This is a genomic window from Pseudophaeobacter sp. TrK17 (genome assembly GCF_042192375.1).
GTDB lineage: Bacteria > Pseudomonadota > Alphaproteobacteria > Rhodobacterales > Rhodobacteraceae > Pseudophaeobacter.
In genome coordinates this window covers 1,609,172-1,630,636 of record NZ_CP071700.1, presented here as the reverse complement: position 1 = coordinate 1,630,636, position 21,465 = coordinate 1,609,172, and the positions used below count along the sequence as shown (strand labels likewise).

At 57.9% G+C, this 21,465-nt stretch carries 22 protein-coding genes; 7 read left to right on the top strand and 15 right to left on the bottom strand.

Going from position 1 to position 21,465, the window contains the following annotated elements:
* Position 1 precedes the first annotated feature (1 nt).
* A complete protein-coding gene (locus JZI28_RS07610; RefSeq protein WP_297340095.1) occupies positions 2 to 502 on the top strand; it encodes a flavin reductase family protein in 501 nt (166 codons plus the stop codon).
* Positions 503 to 637: 135 nt separating this feature from the next.
* Here JZI28_RS07610 and JZI28_RS07605 read toward each other — a convergent pair whose 3' ends face one another.
* The 6 genes from JZI28_RS07605 to JZI28_RS07580 form a co-directional block, all read right to left on the bottom strand.
* Positions 638 to 1,624 carry an ABC transporter substrate-binding protein gene (locus JZI28_RS07605; RefSeq protein WP_348153500.1) on the bottom strand — a complete coding sequence of 329 codons (987 nt, stop codon included), beginning with the start codon at positions 1,622 to 1,624 and terminating at the stop codon, positions 638 to 640.
* A gap of 220 nt (positions 1,625 to 1,844) precedes the next feature.
* Positions 1,845 to 2,690: an ABC transporter permease gene (locus tag JZI28_RS07600; protein ID WP_348153502.1), complete on the bottom strand. Its 846-nt coding sequence runs from the start codon at positions 2,688 to 2,690 to the stop codon at positions 1,845 to 1,847.
* A gap of 154 nt (positions 2,691 to 2,844) precedes the next feature.
* Positions 2,845 to 3,762 carry an ABC transporter permease gene (locus tag JZI28_RS07595; RefSeq protein WP_375699738.1) on the bottom strand — a complete coding sequence of 306 codons (918 nt, stop codon included), beginning with the start codon at positions 3,760 to 3,762 and terminating at the stop codon, positions 2,845 to 2,847.
* A gap of 36 nt (positions 3,763 to 3,798) precedes the next feature.
* A complete protein-coding gene (locus JZI28_RS07590; RefSeq protein WP_375699737.1) occupies positions 3,799 to 4,635 on the bottom strand; it encodes an ABC transporter ATP-binding protein in 837 nt (278 codons plus the stop codon).
* 70 nt (positions 4,636 to 4,705) lie between these two features.
* On the bottom strand, positions 4,706 to 6,160 hold the full coding sequence (gene hydA, locus JZI28_RS07585; RefSeq protein ID WP_348153508.1) for a dihydropyrimidinase: 1,455 nt from the start codon (positions 6,158 to 6,160) through the stop codon (positions 4,706 to 4,708).
* Positions 6,161 to 6,310: 150 nt separating this feature from the next.
* Positions 6,311 to 7,561: a Zn-dependent hydrolase gene (locus JZI28_RS07580; protein WP_375699736.1), complete on the bottom strand. Its 1,251-nt coding sequence runs from the start codon at positions 7,559 to 7,561 to the stop codon at positions 6,311 to 6,313.
* Positions 7,562 to 7,814: 253 nt separating this feature from the next.
* Between JZI28_RS07580 and JZI28_RS07575 the strand changes: the two genes are divergently transcribed.
* Positions 7,815 to 8,429, top strand: coding sequence for a TetR family transcriptional regulator C-terminal domain-containing protein (locus JZI28_RS07575; RefSeq protein WP_297340102.1), 615 nt, complete (start codon positions 7,815 to 7,817; stop codon positions 8,427 to 8,429).
* Between the two features lie 121 nt (positions 8,430 to 8,550).
* On the opposite strand, the gene preA is transcribed toward JZI28_RS07575, so the two are convergent.
* The 4 genes from preA to JZI28_RS07555 form a co-directional block, all read right to left on the bottom strand.
* Positions 8,551 to 9,855, bottom strand: a complete 1,305-nt coding sequence (preA, locus tag JZI28_RS07570) for an NAD-dependent dihydropyrimidine dehydrogenase subunit PreA (RefSeq protein WP_297340103.1) — start codon at positions 9,853 to 9,855, stop codon at positions 8,551 to 8,553.
* 58 nt (positions 9,856 to 9,913) lie between these two features.
* The gene (locus tag JZI28_RS07565) at positions 9,914 to 11,248 is read right to left on the bottom strand and encodes an NAD(P)-dependent oxidoreductase (RefSeq protein WP_375699735.1); all 1,335 of its coding nucleotides are present in this window, start codon (positions 11,246 to 11,248) and stop codon (positions 9,914 to 9,916) included.
* A gap of 353 nt (positions 11,249 to 11,601) precedes the next feature.
* The gene (locus JZI28_RS07560) at positions 11,602 to 12,000 is read right to left on the bottom strand and encodes a RidA family protein (protein WP_297341430.1); all 399 of its coding nucleotides are present in this window, start codon (positions 11,998 to 12,000) and stop codon (positions 11,602 to 11,604) included.
* A gap of 361 nt (positions 12,001 to 12,361) precedes the next feature.
* Positions 12,362 to 12,625: a DUF2312 domain-containing protein gene (locus tag JZI28_RS07555; RefSeq protein ID WP_027239953.1), complete on the bottom strand. Its 264-nt coding sequence runs from the start codon at positions 12,623 to 12,625 to the stop codon at positions 12,362 to 12,364.
* Between the two features lie 285 nt (positions 12,626 to 12,910).
* Here JZI28_RS07555 and JZI28_RS07550 point away from each other — a divergent pair, with 285 nt between their 5' ends.
* Positions 12,911 to 13,129: a hypothetical protein gene (locus JZI28_RS07550; protein ID WP_375699734.1), complete on the top strand. Its 219-nt coding sequence runs from the start codon at positions 12,911 to 12,913 to the stop codon at positions 13,127 to 13,129.
* A gap of 206 nt (positions 13,130 to 13,335) precedes the next feature.
* Here JZI28_RS07550 and JZI28_RS07545 read toward each other — a convergent pair whose 3' ends face one another.
* Positions 13,336 to 13,548: a hypothetical protein gene (locus tag JZI28_RS07545; RefSeq protein ID WP_348153520.1), complete on the bottom strand. Its 213-nt coding sequence runs from the start codon at positions 13,546 to 13,548 to the stop codon at positions 13,336 to 13,338.
* Positions 13,549 to 13,954: 406 nt separating this feature from the next.
* Between JZI28_RS07545 and JZI28_RS07540 the strand changes: the two genes are divergently transcribed.
* The 4 genes from JZI28_RS07540 to JZI28_RS07525 all read left to right on the top strand — a co-directional run bounded on the left by JZI28_RS07540 (position 13,955) and on the right by JZI28_RS07525 (position 16,289).
* Positions 13,955 to 14,818 carry an MBL fold metallo-hydrolase gene (locus JZI28_RS07540; RefSeq protein ID WP_353401061.1) on the top strand — a complete coding sequence of 288 codons (864 nt, stop codon included), beginning with the start codon at positions 13,955 to 13,957 and terminating at the stop codon, positions 14,816 to 14,818.
* A gap of 172 nt (positions 14,819 to 14,990) precedes the next feature.
* Positions 14,991 to 15,419: a YeeE/YedE family protein gene (locus JZI28_RS07535; protein WP_375699733.1), complete on the top strand. Its 429-nt coding sequence runs from the start codon at positions 14,991 to 14,993 to the stop codon at positions 15,417 to 15,419.
* Positions 15,419 to 15,853: a DUF6691 family protein gene (locus JZI28_RS07530; RefSeq protein WP_375699732.1), complete on the top strand. Its 435-nt coding sequence runs from the start codon at positions 15,419 to 15,421 to the stop codon at positions 15,851 to 15,853. The genes JZI28_RS07535 and JZI28_RS07530 overlap by 1 nt, the downstream gene beginning before the upstream one ends.
* Positions 15,854 to 15,863: 10 nt before the next feature.
* A complete protein-coding gene (locus tag JZI28_RS07525; protein WP_348153528.1) occupies positions 15,864 to 16,289 on the top strand; it encodes a TIGR01244 family sulfur transferase in 426 nt (141 codons plus the stop codon).
* Between the two features lie 193 nt (positions 16,290 to 16,482).
* On the opposite strand, the gene JZI28_RS07520 is transcribed toward JZI28_RS07525, so the two are convergent.
* The 4 genes from JZI28_RS07520 to JZI28_RS07505 all read right to left on the bottom strand — a co-directional run bounded on the left by JZI28_RS07520 (position 16,483) and on the right by JZI28_RS07505 (position 21,410).
* Positions 16,483 to 17,832: a FliM/FliN family flagellar motor C-terminal domain-containing protein gene (locus tag JZI28_RS07520; protein WP_375699731.1), complete on the bottom strand. Its 1,350-nt coding sequence runs from the start codon at positions 17,830 to 17,832 to the stop codon at positions 16,483 to 16,485.
* Between the two features lie 68 nt (positions 17,833 to 17,900).
* Positions 17,901 to 20,594 (bottom strand): ATP-binding protein, encoded by a 2,694-nt coding sequence (locus JZI28_RS07515; RefSeq protein ID WP_375699730.1) that lies wholly within the window; start codon positions 20,592 to 20,594, stop codon positions 17,901 to 17,903.
* Positions 20,594 to 20,917, bottom strand: coding sequence for a hypothetical protein (locus JZI28_RS07510; RefSeq protein ID WP_295447073.1), 324 nt, complete (start codon positions 20,915 to 20,917; stop codon positions 20,594 to 20,596). The genes JZI28_RS07515 and JZI28_RS07510 overlap by 1 nt, the downstream gene beginning before the upstream one ends.
* 94 nt (positions 20,918 to 21,011) lie before the next feature.
* Complete coding sequence (locus JZI28_RS07505) at positions 21,012 to 21,410, bottom strand: response regulator transcription factor (protein ID WP_295447075.1); 399 nt, start codon at positions 21,408 to 21,410, stop codon at positions 21,012 to 21,014.
* Positions 21,411 to 21,465 lie beyond the last annotated feature (55 nt).

Sequence of the window (21,465 nt, the reverse complement as noted above, 5' to 3'; positions counted from 1 at the left end):
GATGCCACAGACCAGTTTTATTCCCGACGCTGACACGGCCCGGGCTTATCGGGATGCTCTGGGCTGTTTTGCCACTGGCGTCACCGTGGTGACAACCCTGACGGACAGCGGCCCGCTGGCAATAACTGTGAACAGTTTCACCTCTGTCTCGCTGCAGCCGCCGTTGTTGCTGTGGTGTCCTGATCGCAGCTCCCTGCGCCACGATGCCTTTGTCACAGCAGAGCGCTTTGCCATTCACGTGCTCGCCGAAGACCAGCTAGGCCAGGCGGAGCATTTTGCCCGCAACGGTGAAGGGTTTACAGCGCAAAACTGGAGCCAAAGCGCCGCCGGAACCCCGGCCCTGTCCGGCTTCATCGCCCGGTTCGAGTGCCAGCACTTTGACGCCCACCCCGCCGGGGACCACACCATCATTTTAGGCAAAGTCACTCAAGTCACCACCTGTCCCGGCAACGGGTTGGTCTTTAAACGCGGACAATACGGCGGCTTTTTGGAGCAGGTTTAGGCTCTTTCGGCTTTTACAGCCAAGTCCCAGATCCAACAAAAATCCACAAAAAACCCGCCAAACCATCAGGTTGGGCGGGTTGATTTGACGTTTAGTAACGCCCTGTCCCACTGCGCCGAACAGGACGCATGAGACTTATTTCAAAGCCGCGTCGCTGATGATGTGGGTCCAGGCGCCCTCAGGTGTCTTGGTGATCACTGGCGAAGAACCACCTTCGAGCAGGGTTTTAACCGTCCGCTCATAGTCAGCCACATCAAGTGCACCGTTGCTACCTGCGGTCAGCTTGGCGACTTCGCGCATCATCCGCTGCTGGTGGTGTTCTGTCTGCGCACCGGAAGCATCATTGTCGAGCACGATTTCTGCCGCTTCATCCGGATTGGATTCGGCGTATTTCCAGCCCTTCATCGAGGCCCGTACAAAGCGCTCCATCTTGTCGACAAAGGCAGGGTCGTCCAGGTTTTCTTCCAGAACATACAGACCATCTTCCAGGGTTGCGACGCCCTGGTCTTCGTATTTGAAGGTGATCAATTCATCCGGGGAAACGCCCGCATCCAGCACCTGGCCATATTCGTTATAGGTCATAGTCGAAATGCAATCGGCCTGACGCTGCAACAGAGGATCCACGTTAAAGCCCTGTTTCAGAACCTCTACACCCATTTCACCCTTGGCTTCGGTAGAGATACCCAGCTTGCTCATCCAGCTCATAAAGGGGAACTCATTGCCAAAGAACCAGACACCCAGCGTGCGGTTGGGCAGGTCTTCGGGGCCGGCGATACCAGTGTCGTTCCAGCAGGTCAGCTGCATGCCAGAGCTTTTGTAGGGCTGAGCGATGTTGACCAGTGGCAGGCCCTTTTCGCGCGCCGCCAGGGCCGCCGGCATCCACTCGACCGTGACGTCAGCGCCACCGCCGGCAATCACCTGTGTGGGGGCAATGTCCGGGCCACCTGGCAGGATGGTGACATCCAGATCTTCTTCGCTGTAAAAGCCCTTGTCCAGTGCTACATAGTAGCCCGCGAACTGTGCCTGTGTCACCCATTTCAGCTGCAGCTTCACGTCATCCGCAGCCTGGGCCGCGCCGACAGATGCAAGCGCCAGACCGGCGGCTGTCAAAATGTGTTTCATGAGATCGTTCTCCCGTTGGTTATGATGAAAGCTTGCGCGAATTTGACCCTTCGATCAAATATTATTCTTAAGTTTTTGTTAGGCATTCTGCCTCTTCGCGCAGCAATTGAGCGTTTATTTTAGGCCAGTGACTGATTTTTCACCACTGTCAAAGTCCTCTGCCAGAGCGCTCCCCTGGCAAATCCACCGCGCAATTTATCTCGCGCGGTGGACTGTTCATTTATCCCCGTTGCGAGGGATGCCAGAAGGTCAGGCTTTTCTCGATCAGGGCAATCGCCCCGTAGAAAAAAGACCCCGCCAAGGCCGCCATGACAATCTCGGCCCAGACCATATCCAAAGCCAGTTGCCCGACGCTGGTCGAGATCCGAAAGCCCATGCCCACGGTGGGCGAGCCAAAGAACTCAGCCACAATTGCGCCCACCAGCGCCAGGGTGGTTGAGATCTTCAAACCATTAAAAATAAACGGCAAAGCTGCCGGCAGGCGCAGTTTAAAAAAGCTCTGCCAATAGCTGGCCGCATAGGTCTGCATCAGATCCCGTTGCATGGCAGAGGTCTCGCGCAGGCCAGCCACCGTGTTCACCAACATCGGAAAGAACACCATGACCACAACCACAGCCGCCTTGGACTGCCAGTCAAAGCCAAACCACATCACCAGAATGGGCGCAGTGCCCACAATCGGCAGGGCTGCAACAAAATTGCCCACGGGCAGCAGTCCGCGACGCAGGAAATCGCTGCGATCCACCGCCACCGCCATCAGCAAGGCTGCGCCACAGCCGATGATATAGCCAGACAAGGCCCCCTTCAAAAAGGTCTGCGCCAGATCTTTCCACAAGATCGGCAAGGAGGAGGCAAAACGCTCGGCAATCAGGCTTGGCGCTGGCAGGATCACCATGGAGACCGCAAGCCCACGCACCAGCAGCTCCCAGACCAATAGCACGGTGACACCAAAGATCATCGGCACCAAAAGCTTTACCGCCCGGGTATCCGCGCTGGCCCCATTGGCCAAACGGCTGTTCAACCACCAGCCCAGACACCAGACCAAAACTGCAAGAAATACCAAAGTCATCTGACACCTCCGCTGCCGACCCGACACCACATAGGTGCCAGCGTCACAGGCTTCATTTGGCCATTGATACCCCGGGGGAGCCGCATCGCTGCGGCGGGGCCAGCGCCCGCCTTCCCCGGTTTCATCCTAGGCTGTCTCGTCATGTACAGTCCCATCATTGCTGCATTCCCATCCGCTTCAGAACGATCTTTTCGATCAGTTCCAACAACGCCACCAACAGCCCTGCCAGAATGGCCGCCGCAAACAGCGCTGACCAGATCTGCACTGTCTGACCATAGTAGCTGCCCGCCAGTAGACGCGCGCCAAGACCGGACACCGCGCCAGTCGGCAGCTCACCAACGATGGCCCCCAGCAGCGAGGCCGCGATGCCAATTTTCAGTGACGTGAACAGATAGGGCATCGACGATGGCAACCTCAGTTTCCAGAACCCCTGCGCGGTATTGGCGCTATAGGTTTTCAGCAAATCCAGCTGCATCGCATCGGGACTACGCAGCCCCTTCACCATGCCAACCACGACCGGGAAAAAACTCAAATAGGCTGAGATAATCGCCTTGGGCAAAATACCCTGCACCCCAATCGAGTAGAGCACCACGATGATCATCGGTGCCAGCGCAATAATCGGGATGGTTTGGCTGACAATCGCCCAAGGCATCACCGACATATCCATCACCCGTGAATGCACAATCCCCACAGCCAGCAAAACCCCCAGCCCGGTGCCGATGACAAAGCCCATCAGGGTTGCCTTCAGCGTCACCTGAGCATGGTAAACCAGCGAGCGTTTCGAGGTGAGTTTCTTCATCACTGTGGTCTTCCACAGCTCAGTCACCACCTGATGCGGTGCTGGCAGGCGCGGGCGATCCTGTTCCCAGGTCTGCGCGATGGCAAATGTATTGCCAGCCACCAGACCAAAGGTCCCCATGTCGCGCCGCGCTTTGGAGGTCGCAGGCATGACTTCGGCCCCGCCGCGTTCAGCCGTATCCAACACACCCTTGATGTTCATCGGCACACAGGCCGCGTACCAAAAGGCCACAATGGCCGCGAGCACCATCAGAACGGAAAGAAAGGTTTTCATAACGTCCCCTCCTCACCGCCGGTGAAAATCATAGCATCAGTCATCACCATGCCCCGCCCGCAAACCTTCGCGTACACGATGGGCAATGTCGATGAATTCCTGGCTGTCGCGAATATCCAGCGGACGCTCGCGCGGCAGGGTGCTTTCGATCACATCGGTGATCCGGCCCGGACGGGGCGACATCACCACGATCTTAGTCGACAGATACACCGCCTCTGGGATCGAATGGGTAACGAAACCGATGGTCTTGTTGGTGCGCGCCCAAAGTTTCAAGAGCTGCTCATTCAGGTGATCGCGGACAATCTCATCCAGCGCCCCAAAGGGTTCATCCATCAGCAGGATATCGGCATCAAAGGCCAGTGCCCGGGCAATACTGGCGCGCTGCTGCATGCCGCCGGACAATTGCCAGGGGTATTTGCCGCCAAAGCCAGACAGCTCCACCAGCTCCAGCACCTGCTCGACCCGTTTGTCCTGCTCGGCTTTGGAATAGCCCATGATTTCAAGCGGCAGTTTGATGTTCTTGGCAATGGTACGCCAGGGATACAGGCCCGCGGCCTGAAACACATAGCCATAGGCGCGCTGCTTGCGCGCCTCATCCGGGGTCATGCCATTCACTGTGATAGAGCCACCCGTTGGGTGCTCCAGCGCTGCCATCACCCGCAGAAAAGTGGTCTTGCCACAGCCTGAGGGGCCAATAAAGGAGACAAAATCCCCCTTGTTGATGGTGAGATTCACATCCTTGAGCGCCTGTACAGGACCGTCATTTGTCGGAAAAACCAGATCCAGGTTTTTCGCTTCGACGACGGCCTCGGGGGCACGCTCGGAGGCATGGGCCTGAGGAGCATCGGCCTGGGTAGTCGTTTGAGTATTCATGTCTTCGCCTTGTTCAGACTATAAGCCGGCCGCGCACGAGGGAGCTCCCCGGCGCAGCCCTGCTCCTTGATTAAACGCCAGTTGCGGGAATGCCTGAGCGTTCAACGGGACGCGGAGAGGTCAGCTCTTTCCAGGTCGACAGCGCCTTGTTCACCACTGTATTGGCCTCGCGCTCAACAAACCGGCCATGGCCTTCCTGAGTGCGGATTTCGCCGTCATGCACCGCCACCTGGCCCCGGCTCAGGGTAAAGCGCGGCAGGCCTTTCACCTCATGACCCTCAAAGACGTTATAGTCGATGGCAGACTGCTGGGTGCTGGCGGCAATGGTTTTTGACTTTTCCGGATCCCAGACCACCAGATCGGCATCGGCGCCGACCAGAACCGCACCCTTTTTCGGGTAACAATTCAAGATCTTGGCAATATTGGTCGAGGTCACAGCGACAAATTCATTTGGCGTTATCCGCCCCGTAGCAACGCCTTGGGTCCACAGCATCGGCATCCGGTCTTCCAGGCCGCCGGTTCCATTGGGGATTTTGGTGAAATCCCCTACCCCATAGCGTTTTTGCTCAGTCGAGAAGGCACAGTGATCGGTGGCCACAACCGACAACGAGCCAGACTGCAGACCCGCCCAAAGGCTGTCCTGATGCTTTTTGTTGCGGAAAGGGGGCGACATCACCCGGCGCGCCGCATGATCCCAATCGGAGTTGAAATATTCGCTTTCATCCAGCGTTAGATGCTGGATCAGCGGCTCCCCCCAGACACGTTTGCCCTGCATCCGCGCCCGGCGAATGGCCTCGTGGCTGTCCTCACAGGAGGTATGCACCACATAAAGCGGCACACCCGCCATATCGGCAATCATGATGGCACGGTTGGTGGCCTCGCCTTCCACCTGGGGGGGGCGCGAATAGGCATGGGCCTCGGGGCCGGAATTGCCTTCGGCCAACAGCTTTGCTGACAGTTCCGCCACCACATCGCCGTTTTCCGCATGCACCATGGCAATGCCGCCCAACTCAGACAGACGCTGAAAACTGGAATACATCTCGTCATCATTGACCATCAAAGCGCCCTTATAGGCCATGAAGTGTTTGAAGGTATTGATGCCACGTGTCTCGATCACGGTCTTCATCTCGTCAAAGACCTGCTCCCCCCACCAGGTCACCGCCATGTGGAAGGAATAATCACAGTTCGCCCGGGTGGATTTATTGTCCCAGCGCTTCAAAGCATCCAACAGGCTCTCGCCCGGATTTGGCAGGGCAAAATCCACCACCATGGTGGTGCCCCCGGCCAGACCAGCCCGCGTGCCGCTTTCAAAATCATCTGTCGAATAGGTGCCCATAAAGGGCATTTCCAGATGGGTATGGGGATCAATCCCGCCCGGCATCACGTAACAGCCAGTGGCATCCAGCTCTTCATCGCCTTTTAGGTTCGGCCCAATTGCAGTGATCACCCCACCTTCAATCAAAACATCCGATTTATAGGTGAGATCAGCGGTGACAATTGTCCCGTTCTTGATGACTTTACTCATGAGTACAACTCCCTGAAACGGGGCGTTTAAACGCCTCCATTGTTGTTTGATGCTGCGCCTAATCCTGGGCGCTGCACATTTCATCTTTCCGGAAATACTCCGGGAGAGCGGCCCCCAAAGGGGCCGCGGGGGCAGCGCCCCAATCTGTCTTTAGGAAACGATTTCAGCCGTTTCCACAACCGCATGAAACAGAACATTGCCGCCGGCTTCGGCCCAGTCCTTGCTGATCTCTTCCGCCTCGTTGTGGCTCAGCCCATCGACACAGGGACACATGATCATCGCAGTTGGCGCCACCCGGTTGATCCAACAGGCGTCATGGCCGGCACCGGAAATAATATCCAGATGCGAATAGCCCAGACGCTCAGCCGCGTTGCGCACTGCTGTGACGCAGGTCTCGTCAAATTTCACCGGATCAAAGCCGCCGACTTTTTCAAATTCGATCTGCATATCAAGGGCTTCAACGATGTCCTTGCCCTCTTCGCGCAGCCGCAGTTCCATGTCTTCGATCACTTCCAACTCGGGTGAGCGGAAATCAACGGTAAAGACCACCTTGCCGGGGATCACATTGCGCGAGTTTGGATAGACGTCAATATGGCCTGCCGCGCCAACAGCGCTTGGCGCATGGGACCAGGCAATTTCATCCACCGCTTCCAGCACCCGCGCCATGGCGAGCCCCGCGTTGCGGCGCATCGGCATCGGGGTCGACCCGGTATGGGCATCCTTGCCGGTAATGGTCACTTCGGTCCAGCTGAGCCCCTGCCCATGGGTGACCACGCCAATATCCTTGCCCTCAGCTTCCAGAATGGGGCCCTGCTCGATATGCAGCTCAAAGAAGGCATGCATCTTGCGCGCGCCGACCTCTTCCTCGCCGCGCCAGCCGATCCGCTTCAGCTCATCGCCAAATGTCTTGCCCTCAGCGTCAACCCGGTCATAGGCCCAGTCCTGGGTGTGAATGCCCGCAAAGACCCCCGACGACAGCATGGCCGGAGCGTAACGGGTGCCTTCCTCGTTGGTAAAGTTCGTTGCCACAATGGGATGTTTGGTCTTGATGCCCATATCATTGAGCGAGCGGATCAGCTCCAGCCCAGCAAGCACCCCAAGCACACCGTCGTATTTGCCGCCCGTTGGCTGGGTATCCAGATGCGAGCCCACATAGACCGGCAGCGCATCCGGGTCGGTGCCTTCGCGGCGGGCAAACATATTGCCCATCTGATCCAGCCCCATGGTGCAGCCCGCGTCCTCGCACCATTTCTGGAACAAGGCCCGCCCTTCGGCATCTTCATTGGTCAAGGTCTGGCGGTTGTTTCCCCCTGCGATACCGGGACCAACCTTTGCCATCTCCATCAGGCTCTCCCAGAGCCGATCGCCGTTGATTTTTAGATTCTGTCCCAAAGACGTCATCGCAGCTTCCTTCCTGTTCCCCCCGCTGATCTTGCGGGTTATTCTTGGCTTGGCACCAATTGGTGGCTTTGAATCGTTGGCCTGCATCCAAAGGTCTGGATTTGACCAACTGGTCAAACTCACGCTATCACGGAGAGACCACCAGTCAAGAAATTGAGTCATTTTGGCTCTGAAATCCCCATGAAACTGGGGCAATGCGCAAATTGCGGGCGCTCATACCCGCGCAACGGACGTTAAGGATCGCTTATCCACTATGCCCAAGGACCGATCACCCACCCGTATTCAGAAAAAGAATCGCGCCGCCATTCTGGAGGCCGCACTTGAGGTCTTTTCAGCCCATGGATTTCGTGGTGCTACGGTGGATCAAATAGCCAGTCAGGCCGGGCTGTCAAAACCGAATCTGCTGTATTATTTCCCCTCCAAGGACGCGATGTTCACCGCCTTGCTGTCCGAGTTGCTGGATACCTGGCTTGATCCGATGCGCGAAATCAATGCCAGTGGTGACCCGCTGGAAGAGATCCTCGCCTATGTGCAGCGCAAGCTGCAGATGAGCCGGGATTACCCGCGCGAAAGTCGGCTGTTTGCCAATGAAATTGTGCAGGGCGCGCCGCGCATGCTGGATGCATTATCCACCGATCTGCGGGATCTTCTGGCAGAAAAAGAAGCTGTCCTGACCGGCTGGATGGCGGCGGGAAAGATCAACACAACCCATCCCAAACACCTGATGTTTTCGATTTGGGCCCTGACCCAGCACTATGCGGATTTTGACGTTCAGGTGCGCATGTTGATGGGGCCGGAGGATCCCTTTGATGCGGCGCCTGAATTCCTGGAAACCCTTTATCGCCGGATGCTTACGCCAACAAGTTAACAAAAATTGACCTTGATCAGCGGCCCAAGCCCCTTGGCATGGCACATAACAGCCACAACAAAAAAGGCAGCGCATTTGCGCTGCCTTTTTCATTTTAAACCAACTTGTTGGCCAGCTTACCTCATTCCGCCGCGGTAGCAGAGGGGTTGTTGGGATGGGTTGTCCAGTTGGCATATTGATCCGACACCACTTTGCCGGTGCGCTCATCAATCTGACCGGCGGGAACCTCTTCCATGGTGATGCAGCCTTCAATCGGGCAGACATTGACGCAGAGGTTACAGGCCACACATTCGTCGTCTTTTACGGTAAAGACACGATCTGCGCTCATCTCGATGGCCTGATGCGAGGTGTCTTCGCAGGCGGCAAAGCAACGGCCACAGCTGATGCAGTCTTCTTGATTGATCTTGGCCTTGGCGATGAAGTTAAGGTCCAGATACTGCCAGTCGGTCACATTGGGAACCGCCATGCCGATGAAATCCTGGGTCGAGGTATACCCTTTTTCATCCATCCAGTTGGACAGACCGGAGATCATCTCTTTCACCACGTTGAACCCGTAGGTCATCGCAGCGGTGCAGACCTGCACGTTGCCCGCGCCAAGCGCCATGAATTCTGCCGCGTCTTTCCATGTCGTGACGCCGCCAATGGCGGAGATCGGCAAATCATGGGTTTCGGGGCAACGGGCAATTTCCGCAACCATATTCATGGCAATTGGTTTCACCGCCGGGCCGCAATAGCCGCCATGGGTGCCCTTGCCGCCAACGGTTGGTTCTGGCGCCATCTGGTCCAAATCGACTGAAACAATCGAGTTGATGGTGTTGATCAGGCTGACCGCATCGCCGCCGCCGTTTTTAGCCGCACGGGCGGGGAAGCGCACATCGGTGATATTGGGCGTCAGCTTTACGATAACGGGCTTGGAGTAGTATTTCTTGCACCACTCGGTGACCATCTGGATGTATTCCGGCACCTGGCCCACAGCCGCCCCCATGCCGCGCTCGGCCATGCCATGCGGGCAGCCAAAGTTCAGCTCGATGCCATCGGCACCGGTGGCTTCAACCTTGGGCAGGATCGCCTTCCAGGCTTCTTCCTCGCAGGGCACCATGATCGACACGATCACGGCGCGGTCCGGGTAGTCCTTTTTGACGCGGGTGATTTCTTCCAGGTTGGTCTCCAGCGAGCGGTCGGTGATCAGCTCGATGTTGTTCAACCCTAAAAGGCGGCGGTCGGCGCCAAAGATGGCACCATAACGGGGCCCGTTGACGTTGACCACGGGGGGACCTTCGGAGCCGAGGGTCTTCCAGACCACACCACCCCAGCCTGCTTCAAAGGCGCGGCGTACGTTGTATTCTTTATCCGTTGGTGGCGCCGAGGCCAGCCAAAACGGGTTTGGGGATTTGATACCCAGAAATTCTGTTGTCAGATCAGCCATTTGTCTGTTCCTTTTCATGCTCGCTTAGGGCCGTTGACCAGCAACGACCCTGGCTTGCTCAGCCCATCAGGCTTGTATGGATGTCCATTGCGGCGTCGCGACCCTCGGCCACGGCAGTCACGGTGAGGTCTTCGCCACCAGAGGCACAGTCGCCCCCGGCCCAGACATTCGCCACCGAAGTCCGGCCCGTTGCATCGACCATGATCTTGCCCCCCTCCAGCTCAACCGCATCGGGTTGGCCTTGCAGGCTTTGGCCGATGGCCTTGTAGACCTGCTCTGCCGCCAGACGCACTGTCTCACCGGAGCCACGCACCCGACCGTCTTCGACCTGGGTATATTCCAGCTCGATTTCCGCCGCCGCGCCATTGCCATGGATGGCCTTGGGCATCACGTTGAACATCAAGGTCACACCTTTGGAGGCCGCAAGATCCTGTTCGAACCGGCTGGCGCCCATCGCATCGCGATCACGGCGATAGGCGATAGTGACGTTTTCAGCGCCCAGCAGTTTCGACTGAACAGCCGCATCTACAGCTGTCATACCACCGCCGATAACCACAACATTGCGGCCAACAGGCAGTGCGCTCAGATCTTCTGCCTGGCGCAGCTCCTCGATGAAGTCGACCGCATCGCGCACGCCCTCCATGTCTTCGCCGGCCGCACGCAGGGCGTTCACCCCGGCCAGACCGATCGACAGGAACACCGCGTCAAAATCAGACTTGAGGCCCTCCAGCGAAAGATCCGCGCCCAGTTTCTTGCCATAGTCGACGGTGATACCGCCGATCTTCAGCAGCCAGTCGACCTCGCGGGCGGCAAAATCTTCGGTAGACTTATAGGCGGCGATGCCAAATTCATTCAGGCCACCAGCCTTGGATTTGGCGTCGTAGACCACCACGTCATGGCCCAGCATCGCCAGTCGGTGTGCGGCCGACAGACCAGCAGGGCCTGCGCCAACAACGGCAACCTTTTTGCCAGTGCTGGCAGCACGGCTATAGGGGTGCGCATCTTTTTCCATCACCACGTCAGTGGCATAGCGCTGCAGGCGACCGATCTCTACCGGCTTGCCCTCGGCGGCTTCACGCACGCAGGCCTCTTCACACAGCGTTTCTGTGGGGCAGACCCGGGCGCACATGCCGCCCAGAATATTCTGATCCAGAATGGTCTTGGCAGCAGAGGCCGGGTGCCCGGCCTGGATCTCGCGGATAAACTGCGGAATATCAATGCTGGTGGGACATGCGGTCATACAGGGCGCGTCATAGCAGAAATAGCAACGATCCGCGGCCACTGCGGCCTCATGTGCGTCATAAGCGGGGTGCAGATCCCCAAAGTTGTCGGCGATGTCAGCAGCGGCCAACCGCCCTGCCTGAATGCCTGATGCCTGATGGCTACTCGCCATTGGGTGTCTCCCTGACTGTTTTTTTCTTCGACTCAAAGAGTGCCACAGTTTGATTTTTTATCAACTGGTAAAATTTTGAAATTTGAAAAATTTGTATAGCAAACATGCTTTCCACCCTTAATGTATTGAAATACATTCATATTTCACCTCGCCCATTTCTTGGGCGCAGAAAGATACAAACCCCAAGCCCCTCCGTTTCCGGCTGACAAGCGTCAGAATGAGCCTTTGCGTGGCAATTCCTCCCCCGGCAGAACCGCCGCGGCGCACCGGAAAAAAAGGCGCCCAAAACATCACAAAAGGCCGGAGGTTTCCCTGCCGGCCTTCTCAAAAAATCTGTTGTCTAGTGGAAATATTCAGGAGGCGAGAACAGCCGTGGCCTCGATCTCGATCTTGGCCTCATCCTCAACCAGCGCCGAGACAACAACCATGGTCATGGCGGGAAAATGATAGCCCATAACAGCGCGGTATGCGGCGCCAACCTCGGCCTGATGCGCCAGATATTCGGCCTTGTCTGTCACATACCAAGTCAGGCGGGTGATATCGCTCGCCTGCCCGCCCGCGGCCTCCACCACGTCCAGAATATTGCGCAGCGTTTGGCTCATCTGGCCAATAAACCCGTGCTCTTCAAATACCTGATCTGCGGTCCAACCAATCTGGCCGCCAACAAACAATAGCTTTCCCTCGGCAACCATACCGTTGGCATAGCCCTTGGCCGGTTTCCACCCCTCGGGATGTACAGAAATGGCAGGCATAGAGCTCTCCTTTTGGTCACTTGGCACGTGTAAACTGGTGGCGACAGCAGCTGTCGCCTTAATATCGAGCAGAGTGCTGGTTATTTCAAGCTTAAAATTTATAACCCTGAAGTAATTTCCCCTCCGTGCCCAGAACAGGCGGGCACCGGCCATATCCCCTAAAGGATGCAACTGCATTTAGGGCGACATTGACCCGCGCTGATCTTGGCACGGCAACGGACCCACAGGTGGTAGGGTGGAAAACAAGAGGTGGGTGCGCAACCGTCGGCGTGCCATGGCCCCTCCTGTGGGCCAGCGGTCTTTGAGCGATTGCGCCGCCTGCAGCGATCGGTGAGGATCGCAGCAGAACAGGCCTGTGGCTTCAGGTCATCCCCAAAGCTTCTTTGTACATCTCCAGAACAGCTTCTTGTTCTGCGATCTCATCCTTATCGCGCTTGCGCAGGCTGACAATGGCCCGCAGCGCTTTTTGGTCATAGCCACGGGATTTGCTTTCGGCGTAGACCTCGCGGACTTGCTCGGCGATGTCTTTCTTTTCGCTCTCCAGCCGTTCGATACGTTCAACGAACTGGCGCAGCTCTCCGGCGGTTACTTTATAGGAGTCGCTGGCGTCTTCATGGTCTGTCATGGGTGCCTCATTTACTGCTGTCATGCGATAGGGATTGGGGCAAGGGGATAGCGGCACAGCTGCCCCATCGCAAGACAGGAAACGGCATGCTGCGATTTCTCGCCTTTTGTCCCGACCCCCAGCCTGCACCAACCTGCCCTCAGCCCACCACCAGCCCACCACCTGCCCAGAGGCCAGCTCCGTCCTGTTCACCGCGGCGCGCTTGATATCCGCTGGGCTGTGGCTTGTGTCTGCACTGGCAATCCGCTAATCGCAGCGCTGTGCAAGTGATGCAGGAGCTGCGCTATGTTTGAAATCCTCGTCTGGGCCGGAGCAGCCCTCTCGGTTGCGGGTCTGATTGGCCTGATGTGGTGCATCGTGCACGTGGTGCGCGCCCGTGGAAAAAAACTGGACGACGACGCGCTGCGCGCGGTGGTTCAAAAGGTTCTGCCATATAACCTTGGCGCGCTGTTTCTTTCGGTTATTGGGTTGATGCTGGTTATGATTGGGATTTTTCTGGGCTAATCCCGCGCCCTAAGCGCGCCCTGTTTCAGCGCGGGTTTCTGGGAGCCGCCATTTGACCGCCCCCGTTCCAGGCGCCCCAAGTCCGACCTGCCCCCAAGCCTCCAAGCCCCCGGTGAACCGAAGCAAGCGGGTCGCGCCACAACAAGCAGTTGAGCGCGCCGACCGGATTCGTTTCAGTCGCGAGCCTGTTCAGGCTGGCATCCTGTTCAGACCGGCATATTGTCAAATAGATTCTCAGCGTCCTGCTCAGCCAGATCAGTCTCCAATTGCTGCAAATAGCGCGGCACAGAGAGGCCTTCGATTCGCAGATCGCTAAGCAGTCGTGAAAACTCTGGCCGCATTGCCAGCCGGGCTTCTGCCGGTTGTTGGTGAATTTTTTCAGCCATTTCTTCGGCTTGGGTCAGCAACGCGCGTGTCATGATACTTTATCTCCTCGAAAAACGTGCCAAATCTGGTGTCGCCATACACCTCTGCCGCAGGAAGCTGCTCTGCCTCTGGCGCCAGATCCTGCGCGCGCAGGGCAAGCTGAGTTCACCTACATTACAGGGCGCAGCCTGAGGGCAGTATATCCAAGTTGCCCCACAAGAGGCTTGAAACCCCCGTTAAAAGCCAAGTGCTCTCCCCCTGCACAGCTCTAACCTAGCTCCCGATGTTCCTGCTGTCCTTGTGACAGGTCAAACCAGTGCACATTCAAACCCGCGCTTTCTCTTCAAGACCCACACCAGAAACTAATTTAGACTGATCCATAATCAAAGCGACCGCAGCACTTGAAACATATTCCTTATTTTGTATATATCAAATGAAACGAAAGGGAGTGCCCAGACAATGAACCCCACCGTCAAAGCTTTTTTCGACGAGGCCACCAACACAGTATCCTACGTTCTGCGGGACCCGACCGGAGTGGCCTGCGCTGTTGTCGATTCCGTGTTGGACTTTGATCATGCCTCGGGGCGCACCGACACGGCCTCAGCGGATGAGATCATCGCCTGGATCACCGCAGAAGGGCTCACATGTGAGTGGATCCTGGAGAGCCACGTGCATGCAGACCATCTCTCGGCGGCGCCCTATCTGCAGGAGCGTCTAGGCGGCAAGATTGGCATTGGCGCCAATATAACCGTGGTTCAGGACACCTTTGGCAAGGTCTTCAACGAAGGCACAGCCTTTCAGCGCGATGGCAGCCAGTTTGATGCGCTGTTCAAAGAAGGCGACAGCTTTATGATTGGGCAACTGCGTGGCGACGTTCTGCACACGCCAGGCCATACCCCGGCCTGCCTGACCTATGTGATTGGCGATGCGGCCTTTGTTGGCGACACCCTGTTCATGCCCGATTTTGGCACTGCGCGCTGCGATTTTCCCGGCGGCTCTTCCGAGGTGCTGTACCAGTCGATCCAAAAGATCCTGGCCCTGCCTGAGGAGACCCGCATCTTTGTCGGCCACGACTACAAGGCACCGGGGCGTGATGACTACGCCTGGGAAACCACCGTCGGTGAGCAAAAAGCGCTCAACGTGCATATCGGGGAGGGTCGTCCACTGGAGGAGTTCACCGCAATGCGCGACGCACGCGATGCCACCTTGGCAATGCCACGACTGATCCTGCCCTCGCTGCAGGTCAATATGCGGGCAGGCCAGATGCCGGAACCGGACGAACAGGGCGACATCTTCCTGAAACTGCCGGTGAACAAGATTTAAACCCCTGCTTTTGGGTTTGGCGGCATAGAAATTTCCCGCAAAACCGCTGTGGCTCGGTCGGGGCCAATTGCATGGTCAGATGGGCTTGTTTTCGCAGGCTGATCCGTCCATCGCGACGGCAGGGATGATCCACGACCCGATAGCTAAATTGACAAAATAGGAACGCGCGAAAATGGAAATGGATTGGATCTGGGGGCTCGTCGGTGGCGGCCTGATTGGATTGGGGGGCGCAGTCTTCCTGCTCGGCAATGGTCGCATCATGGGGGCCAGTGGCATTCTTGGTGGCCTGGTGGACGGCTCAGGCCGCAGCAATATGGCGGAGCGCCTGGTCTTTTTGATTGGGGTGCTGGTCGCGCCAATGCTGCTCTATCCCATGTATCAAAACGGTGTGGACACGCATATGACCGGCAATATTGCTGTGATCATTGCCGCTGGCCTGTTGGTTGGAATTGGCACCAGAATTGCCAATGGCTGCACCTCTGGCCATGGGGTATGTGGGATTTCCCGCCTGTCCCTGCGTGGCATTGTCGCCACCGTTTTCTATATCATTGCCGGCGGGATCACCATTGCCCTGTTCCGCCACGTATTGGGAGTGATCTGATGCAGCGCTTGTTTCTCTCGCTTGTTTCCGGCGCGTTATTTGGTGCCGGGCTTTTTGTTTCCGGCATGACCGACACCACCAAGGTCCAAGGCTGGCTGGATGTTTTTGGCAGTTGGGATCCCACCCTTGCCTTTGTTATGGGCGGCGCCATTGTACCAATGTTTATCGCTTGGCGTCTGACCAAGGGGCGGCACCCCTTGGTTGGTGGAGAATTTCCCACTGCCCCGCGCCCAGAAATGGATCACCGACTGATCACCGGATCCATCCTGTTTGGCATGGGCTGGGGACTGGCCGGTCTTTGCCCCGGACCAGCGATTGCCTCGCTCAGCTATAATGGCTCTGGGGGGCTCATCTTCATGGGGACGATGCTTGTGGGCATGTGGGCGGCGCCCTTTTTTGGCAGGCAACTGGACGGGCTGGCGGCAAAGGTTTAAAGAACCCACCATGGATGCACGTATAATCACCCCCCGCTACGCCGTCTCGCCGCAAATCTCGGCGGAAGACATGCCAAAAATCGTTGCTGACGGCTACAAAACGGTGATTTGCAATCGCCCGGATTCCGAAGTCCCGCCCAGCCATCAAGCCGCTGCCATTCGTGCCGCTGCCGAGGCGGCAGGACTGATCTTTCGGGAGCTGCCGCTCACCCATCAGACCATGACACCAGAAAATGTCGCGCAACAGCGCGCCTTTTATGAAGAAAGCCCAGGCCCGGTTTTGGCCTATTGTGCCTCTGGAACCCGCTGTTCGGTGATCTGGTCTCTCGGTGTTGCCACGGAAATGAGCCCGGACGAGATTTTGCAAAAAACCAGCGCCGCTGGCTATCAACTTGATGGCCTGCGGCCAGCACTGGAATCAATCTCCGCCGGATAAATGTGGCAAGCCCCTGTGGTTCGCCCGCGGGGGATACGGCGTTTGAACACTGCGGTGCATCCTGCCCGCCAGTCAAACCCAAAGGGCGCAAACCAAAGGCCCGGCCATCATTTGGCCGGGCCTTTGGTTTGTTGTCTTGCGACAAAGCAGCTGCCGACCGTCGCTACAGAACGCCACGATCGGGTCAACGGCATCAGAGCCCAGGTGCTGCGTCCCCTTCCAGGCCTGCAAGTTTTGATATTTCTGCAGCCGCATCATCGGGGTTAAACTGATCCGCGCCATCACCAAGCCCGGCGAACTCCCCCATTGGGGCTGCGCTCAGATCCGCGCCCAGGTCCCCACCGAGGCCGCTGCCAAGGTCGCCTCCCAGGTTGCCCAGATCCGCACCAAGGTCCGCTCCTAAGCCAAGCCCAAGATCGCCCCCGAGATCACTCATGTCGTCGTCCATCCCAGCGGGATCAGAGCCCATGCCATCCAGGGCGAGCCCCCCTGCCGGAGCCCCAAAGCCCATGGGGTCATCCAGTGGATCCTGCAAATCCTGCGCCGCAATCCCCAGATCCAGCGTTGCCGGTTCTTCGATCATAGGCAGAGCCGGGGGCACGTCAGAACCAAGGCTATCGGCAAACCCATCGCCCATTTGAGCGGGGTCCGCCTGCTGGCTGGGTCCAGTGTTCAACCGCACCGCACGGGCGCCATTCAACTGGCCTAACCGGCCCTTGGCAATGGAATGACCGCCAATGTCGATTAAATCGGTTTCATACAAAAAGGCCTGATCCAGCGGCAGCACTTCGCCCACGCGCAGGGCCGAAAATTCATTCAGCGGCACCCGCACCTTGCACAGAATCGCAGAGAGCTCCGCCCGCATGGCCCCCATGCCGCCAGCCAAGGTTGGCCCGGATTTTGCACCGCTCAGGCCGAGCTCCTCTGGGGTGGGTTCCGGCAGGATCAGCTTCAGCTCACCCTGCATCGCCCCAATGGCCAAATCCACAGTCATGGTGATAAGACGGTAGTCTTCCCGCTCCATCCCCAGGATCAGCGAGCGCACGTCTTCGATCTGTGCACCGTAGCGATAGCCAGAAAACACCAGTTGATCTTTTTCCCCCTGCAACAACGCCTGCACCTTGGAAAAGGACTTTTCCAGGAACTCTGCGGTCATCGCCGCATCCGTTGGGGTGTAGTTCCGCTCAGATGGGGCCTTGCCCATGAGCTGGCCAATGGTCTGTTTCTGGATCAAGGCCGTCACCAGCGCCGCATCCAAGGTGGCCGCGCCAATCCGTCCGTCGGGCCCGTCGAGAATCACCAATAGATCCTTGTCAGACAGCTCATCGACCAGGTCTTCGGGGGCACGGTTGGCCTGGCGCGCCGCCAGAACGGCCAGCGGCAGGTCGCATTGCTCCGACGCCGCACGGGCAAGCGAGCGACGCAGGGCTTTGAGGGTCAAAGACCCTTTTTGAGCCGCTCCCCCGTCCTTTGACGCCGCAAGTTTGCGCGCGAGTCCACCGGACCCGCCGTTCCCAGCTTGCTGTTTTTCCGCTTCAGACATCAGCCATCAACCTGCACGTTTTGCGCTCCCTTTTTAATTGTCTTAACGCCCGTTCGTTACCAAGATCTTTAAAACGCCCCCTCCGGGGAGATTTTCCGCGCAAATGGCAGGGAAATTCTGAAACTGCCTCCCTTTTGCCCCGGCAGGTAGGAAATGTCGCCCTCCAGGCGCTGCATGATCTCACGGCAAATCGCCAACCCAAGCCCGGCTCCCCCAGCGCGTTCTGGGCTAACCCGCGAGAATTTCTCAAAAATTAGCTGTTGGTGGTCAGCGGGAACGCCGCTGCCATTGTCGGTGAAATCTATCCAGACCTCCCCTAAGCTGCGGGTCACCCGAATGGTCATTTCCGCCGGTTCCCCGTCGCAATACTTCTGCGCATTGGCAATCAGGTTGATAAAGACCTGCGCCAGTCGATCCAGGTCAGAGGAAATCCGTATTTGCTCTGATTTTGGATCGCGGTGCACCTGAATGGGGTGATCCGAACCCGCCAAGGCAGTGGAAATCGCGTGGTCCATCACCTCGCTCAGAGTGCCCGTCGACATATTCAAACTCACCTGACCGCTTTCCAGCACGCTCAGGTCCAACAAATCATTCAACAGCCGGGTCAGACGCAGCGCCTCGTCATGGATGATGGTGGCATACCGGGTTTTGTCGGCCAAAGGCATATCGCCCTCATCGCGCAGGATCTCGGAGAAGGCCCGGATTGAGGTCATCGGCGTGCGCAGCTCATGGCTCACCTGGCTGAGAAAGGCATCTTTTTGCTGGGAAATCTGGGTCAGCTTTTCATTGGAGACCCGCAATTGTCGTGCGGTGCGCGACAGTTCCGCGGATTGCTCTTCCAGTTGATTGGAGTACTCCAGCATCTGCGCCGTTTCATCCGCCACCGCCAGCAGATCCTGCACCGACACCGAGGAGCCGCCGACGATTTGGCCAATCATCGCATGGGCCGCTGCCGCCCCGATCGAGGCCCCCAGTTCGCGCTCCAGCCGCTCCAGGAAGGCCGGTGTGGGCTCTGGCAGGGTGCCGCGCCCGCCTTGCCTGACAAGTTCACGTTGAAAAAACGCCTGCGCCTCGGTCGCGCCTAAGATGCGTTGCGACATCACCATCAGATCTTCGCTTTGCGCCACGGAGCCAGTCCAGCCGCGTGGCCCCGAGGAATGTTCAAACACATTGACAAACTGCGCACCCTGCAAACGCTCAATAGGGCTTGGAAAAGTCATCAGCGAGACCAGACAAAACACCACCGCATTGAGGCTCATCGACCAGAGCACCGCATGCACCGTGGAATCCAGGCCTTCGATACCAAACAGGGCCTGCGGGCGCAGCCAAGAGAGGCCAAACAGCCCTTCGGCCAGGATATGATCCGGCAACAAGCCCCCCCCCAAGGCCGGCAGCAACATGGTATAGACCCAGATGGCAAAGCCCACGGACAGGCCACAAAGGGCGCCGGTACGGGTGGCACCGCGCCAGAACAGCCCGCCAACAAGTGGCGGCAACATCTGGGAAATACCAGCAAACGAGATTAACCCCACGGCGGCCAGCGCGGCACCACCGCCGGAGAGTTTGTAATAGAAATACCCAAGGCCAAGAATGACAGCGATAGAAATCCGCCGGGCAAACAGCACCACATTGCGCACATCTCCGGACACCGAAGCCCCCTCGCCGCCTTGCAGATGCAGCCAGATCGGCATCACCATATGGTTCGACACCATGGTCGACAGCGCCATCGCCGCCACGATCACCATCGATGTAGCCGAGGAAAATCCGCCCAGGAAAGACAGCATCGCCAGCCCCTGTTGCCCCTGTGACAGAGGCAAGGCCAGGACAAACAGATCCGGGTTTGATCCCGGCGGCAGCAGCTCCAGGCCGATGGCCGCAATCGGCACCACAAACATCGAGATCAGAAACAGATAAAGCGGAAAGGCCCAGGCCGCGACCCGCAGATGGCGCTCGTCCTCGTTCTCGACGACCATGACCTGAAACATTCGCGGCAGGCAGACAAAGGCCGCAGCGGACAGGAAGGTAATGGTCGCCCAGCGGCCACCATCCACCCGCCAATCACCAATTTGCGAGGCATCAATCCGCGCCAGTGTATCTGAGATCCCATCCGACAGACCCCAGACCACAAAGATACCAACCGCCAGCAGCGCCACCAGTTTGACCACCGCCTCCAGCGCCACCGCCGTGACCACGCCGTGGTGGCGTTCATTCGCGTTCAGGTTGCGAGTTCCAAACAGAATAGCAAAGACCGCCAGCCCCGCAGTCACCCAGAACACCGTCGTGGTCTCGTGGTAGCTGCGTAGCGGATCGGCCTCGGCAAAAGTTGAAAAAGACAGGGTAATAGACTGGAGTTGAAGGGAAATATACGGCGTAATGCCAATCACCGCCAAGACTGTGACACCGATGGCCAGCGCATTGGACTTGCCATAGCGCGCCGACAACAGATCCGCGATCGAAGTCACCCGCTGGCTGCGCCCAACCCGAACCAGTTTACGCAGCCCCCACCACCAGCCAACCATGACCAGGGTCGGTCCCAGATAGATGGTCAGGAATTCCAGTCCTGAACGCGCCGCGTATCCCACTGCTCCGTAAAAAGTCCAGGCTGTACAGTAAATTGACAGGGACAGTGTATAAATCAGCGGCGAGCGTATCCAGGCAGAGCTTTGGCCGCGCGCGGCGCGGCGGTCCGCAACAAAGGCAACAAAGAACAACAACGCCACATAGGCCAGACAGACCAGCGCCAGAACATTAAGCGAGGCCATCAGCTCTTGTCGTCCTGAGGTCCGCCCTCTGTCCAGTGCCCGGCCCAAAGCCGCACCGCCAATCCAAAAACAAAGCTGGCAGCGATCAAACCGCCCCAGACCGCAAAGATGTAGGTGATTGCAGCAGAGGTGGCCATGCCACCGTGATTGCCGGGGGCAGGATAGGGATCTGGATTTGGCCACATCAGGGGGACCGTAAACAGCAATGCGCCCAGAATTGGCAACAAGCGGGCAATATCCATCAGGCGACGACGACGATAGGTGCGCCGCTCTACAAAGGGGCTTTTGAACGCGTCCTGATGCCCTGCCCCATCGCCGCGCATCACAGCTGTTCCAGGGTAACTATGGTGGCAGTTTCCATGAAAACTTGCGGGCCTGTCACAGGGCTGCGCGCCGGGCTGCTGGCGGAGAGACAATTCACGGGGCAGCGTCCTGCGGTTCCTGATAGGCCTGCGCATAAAGGTCGCGCACCGCCGTCAGCACCTCGGAATTGGAAAATGGCTTGGTCATAAACCGGGTCACCCCGGCTTTTTCCGCCATTTCGCGATCTTTTAGCTGGCCACGGGCGGTCAGCATCAAGACCGGCAGGCGCTGCATCTGTTCGACAAGGCGCAGCTCTTGGATCACCTCAAGACCGCTTTTGCCCGGCAGCATCAGATCAAGGATCACCAGGTCGGGGCTGGCAGCCTGGATGACCTCCGCCGCGTCACTGCCATTTCCATGCACATCCACGGTCCAATTGTCGCGGGTCAGCAGAAACCGAATAGCCTCTGCGATATTTGGCTCATCTTCAATTAAAACGACATGTCTGCTCATTGGCAGAAGTTCCTCCCAGCGCGGCTATTTCGGACTGTGTTGCCCAAGACCACGT

Bases quoted from the DNA above. Each gene is read 5' to 3' on its own strand.
- JZI28_RS07610 (WP_297340095.1), top strand. From the start codon at position 2: ATGCCACAGACCAGTTTTATTCCCGACGCTGACACGGCCCGGGCTTAT.
- JZI28_RS07605 (WP_348153500.1), bottom strand. From the start codon at position 1,624: ATGAAACACATTTTGACAGCCGCCGGTCTGGCGCTTGCATCTGTCGGC.
- JZI28_RS07600 (WP_348153502.1), bottom strand. From the start codon at position 2,690: ATGACTTTGGTATTTCTTGCAGTTTTGGTCTGGTGTCTGGGCTGGTGG.
- JZI28_RS07595 (WP_375699738.1), bottom strand. From the start codon at position 3,762: ATGAAAACCTTTCTTTCCGTTCTGATGGTGCTCGCGGCCATTGTGGCC.
- JZI28_RS07590 (WP_375699737.1), bottom strand. From the start codon at position 4,635: ATGAATACTCAAACGACTACCCAGGCCGATGCTCCTCAGGCCCATGCC.
- hydA (WP_348153508.1), bottom strand. From the start codon at position 6,160: ATGAGTAAAGTCATCAAGAACGGGACAATTGTCACCGCTGATCTCACC.
- JZI28_RS07580 (WP_375699736.1), bottom strand. From the start codon at position 7,561: ATGACGTCTTTGGGACAGAATCTAAAAATCAACGGCGATCGGCTCTGG.
- JZI28_RS07575 (WP_297340102.1), top strand. From the start codon at position 7,815: ATGCCCAAGGACCGATCACCCACCCGTATTCAGAAAAAGAATCGCGCC.
- preA (WP_297340103.1), bottom strand. From the start codon at position 9,855: ATGGCTGATCTGACAACAGAATTTCTGGGTATCAAATCCCCAAACCCG.
- JZI28_RS07565 (WP_375699735.1), bottom strand. From the start codon at position 11,248: ATGGCGAGTAGCCATCAGGCATCAGGCATTCAGGCAGGGCGGTTGGCC.
- JZI28_RS07560 (WP_297341430.1), bottom strand. From the start codon at position 12,000: ATGCCTGCCATTTCTGTACATCCCGAGGGGTGGAAACCGGCCAAGGGC.
- JZI28_RS07555 (WP_027239953.1), bottom strand. From the start codon at position 12,625: ATGACAGACCATGAAGACGCCAGCGACTCCTATAAAGTAACCGCCGGA.
- JZI28_RS07550 (WP_375699734.1), top strand. From the start codon at position 12,911: ATGTTTGAAATCCTCGTCTGGGCCGGAGCAGCCCTCTCGGTTGCGGGT.
- JZI28_RS07545 (WP_348153520.1), bottom strand. From the start codon at position 13,548: ATGACACGCGCGTTGCTGACCCAAGCCGAAGAAATGGCTGAAAAAATT.
- JZI28_RS07540 (WP_353401061.1), top strand. From the start codon at position 13,955: ATGAACCCCACCGTCAAAGCTTTTTTCGACGAGGCCACCAACACAGTA.
- JZI28_RS07535 (WP_375699733.1), top strand. From the start codon at position 14,991: ATGGAAATGGATTGGATCTGGGGGCTCGTCGGTGGCGGCCTGATTGGA.
- JZI28_RS07530 (WP_375699732.1), top strand. From the start codon at position 15,419: ATGCAGCGCTTGTTTCTCTCGCTTGTTTCCGGCGCGTTATTTGGTGCC.
- JZI28_RS07525 (WP_348153528.1), top strand. From the start codon at position 15,864: ATGGATGCACGTATAATCACCCCCCGCTACGCCGTCTCGCCGCAAATC.
- JZI28_RS07520 (WP_375699731.1), bottom strand. From the start codon at position 17,832: ATGTCTGAAGCGGAAAAACAGCAAGCTGGGAACGGCGGGTCCGGTGGA.
- JZI28_RS07515 (WP_375699730.1), bottom strand. From the start codon at position 20,594: ATGGCCTCGCTTAATGTTCTGGCGCTGGTCTGTCTGGCCTATGTGGCG.
- JZI28_RS07510 (WP_295447073.1), bottom strand. From the start codon at position 20,917: ATGCGCGGCGATGGGGCAGGGCATCAGGACGCGTTCAAAAGCCCCTTT.
- JZI28_RS07505 (WP_295447075.1), bottom strand. From the start codon at position 21,410: ATGAGCAGACATGTCGTTTTAATTGAAGATGAGCCAAATATCGCAGAG.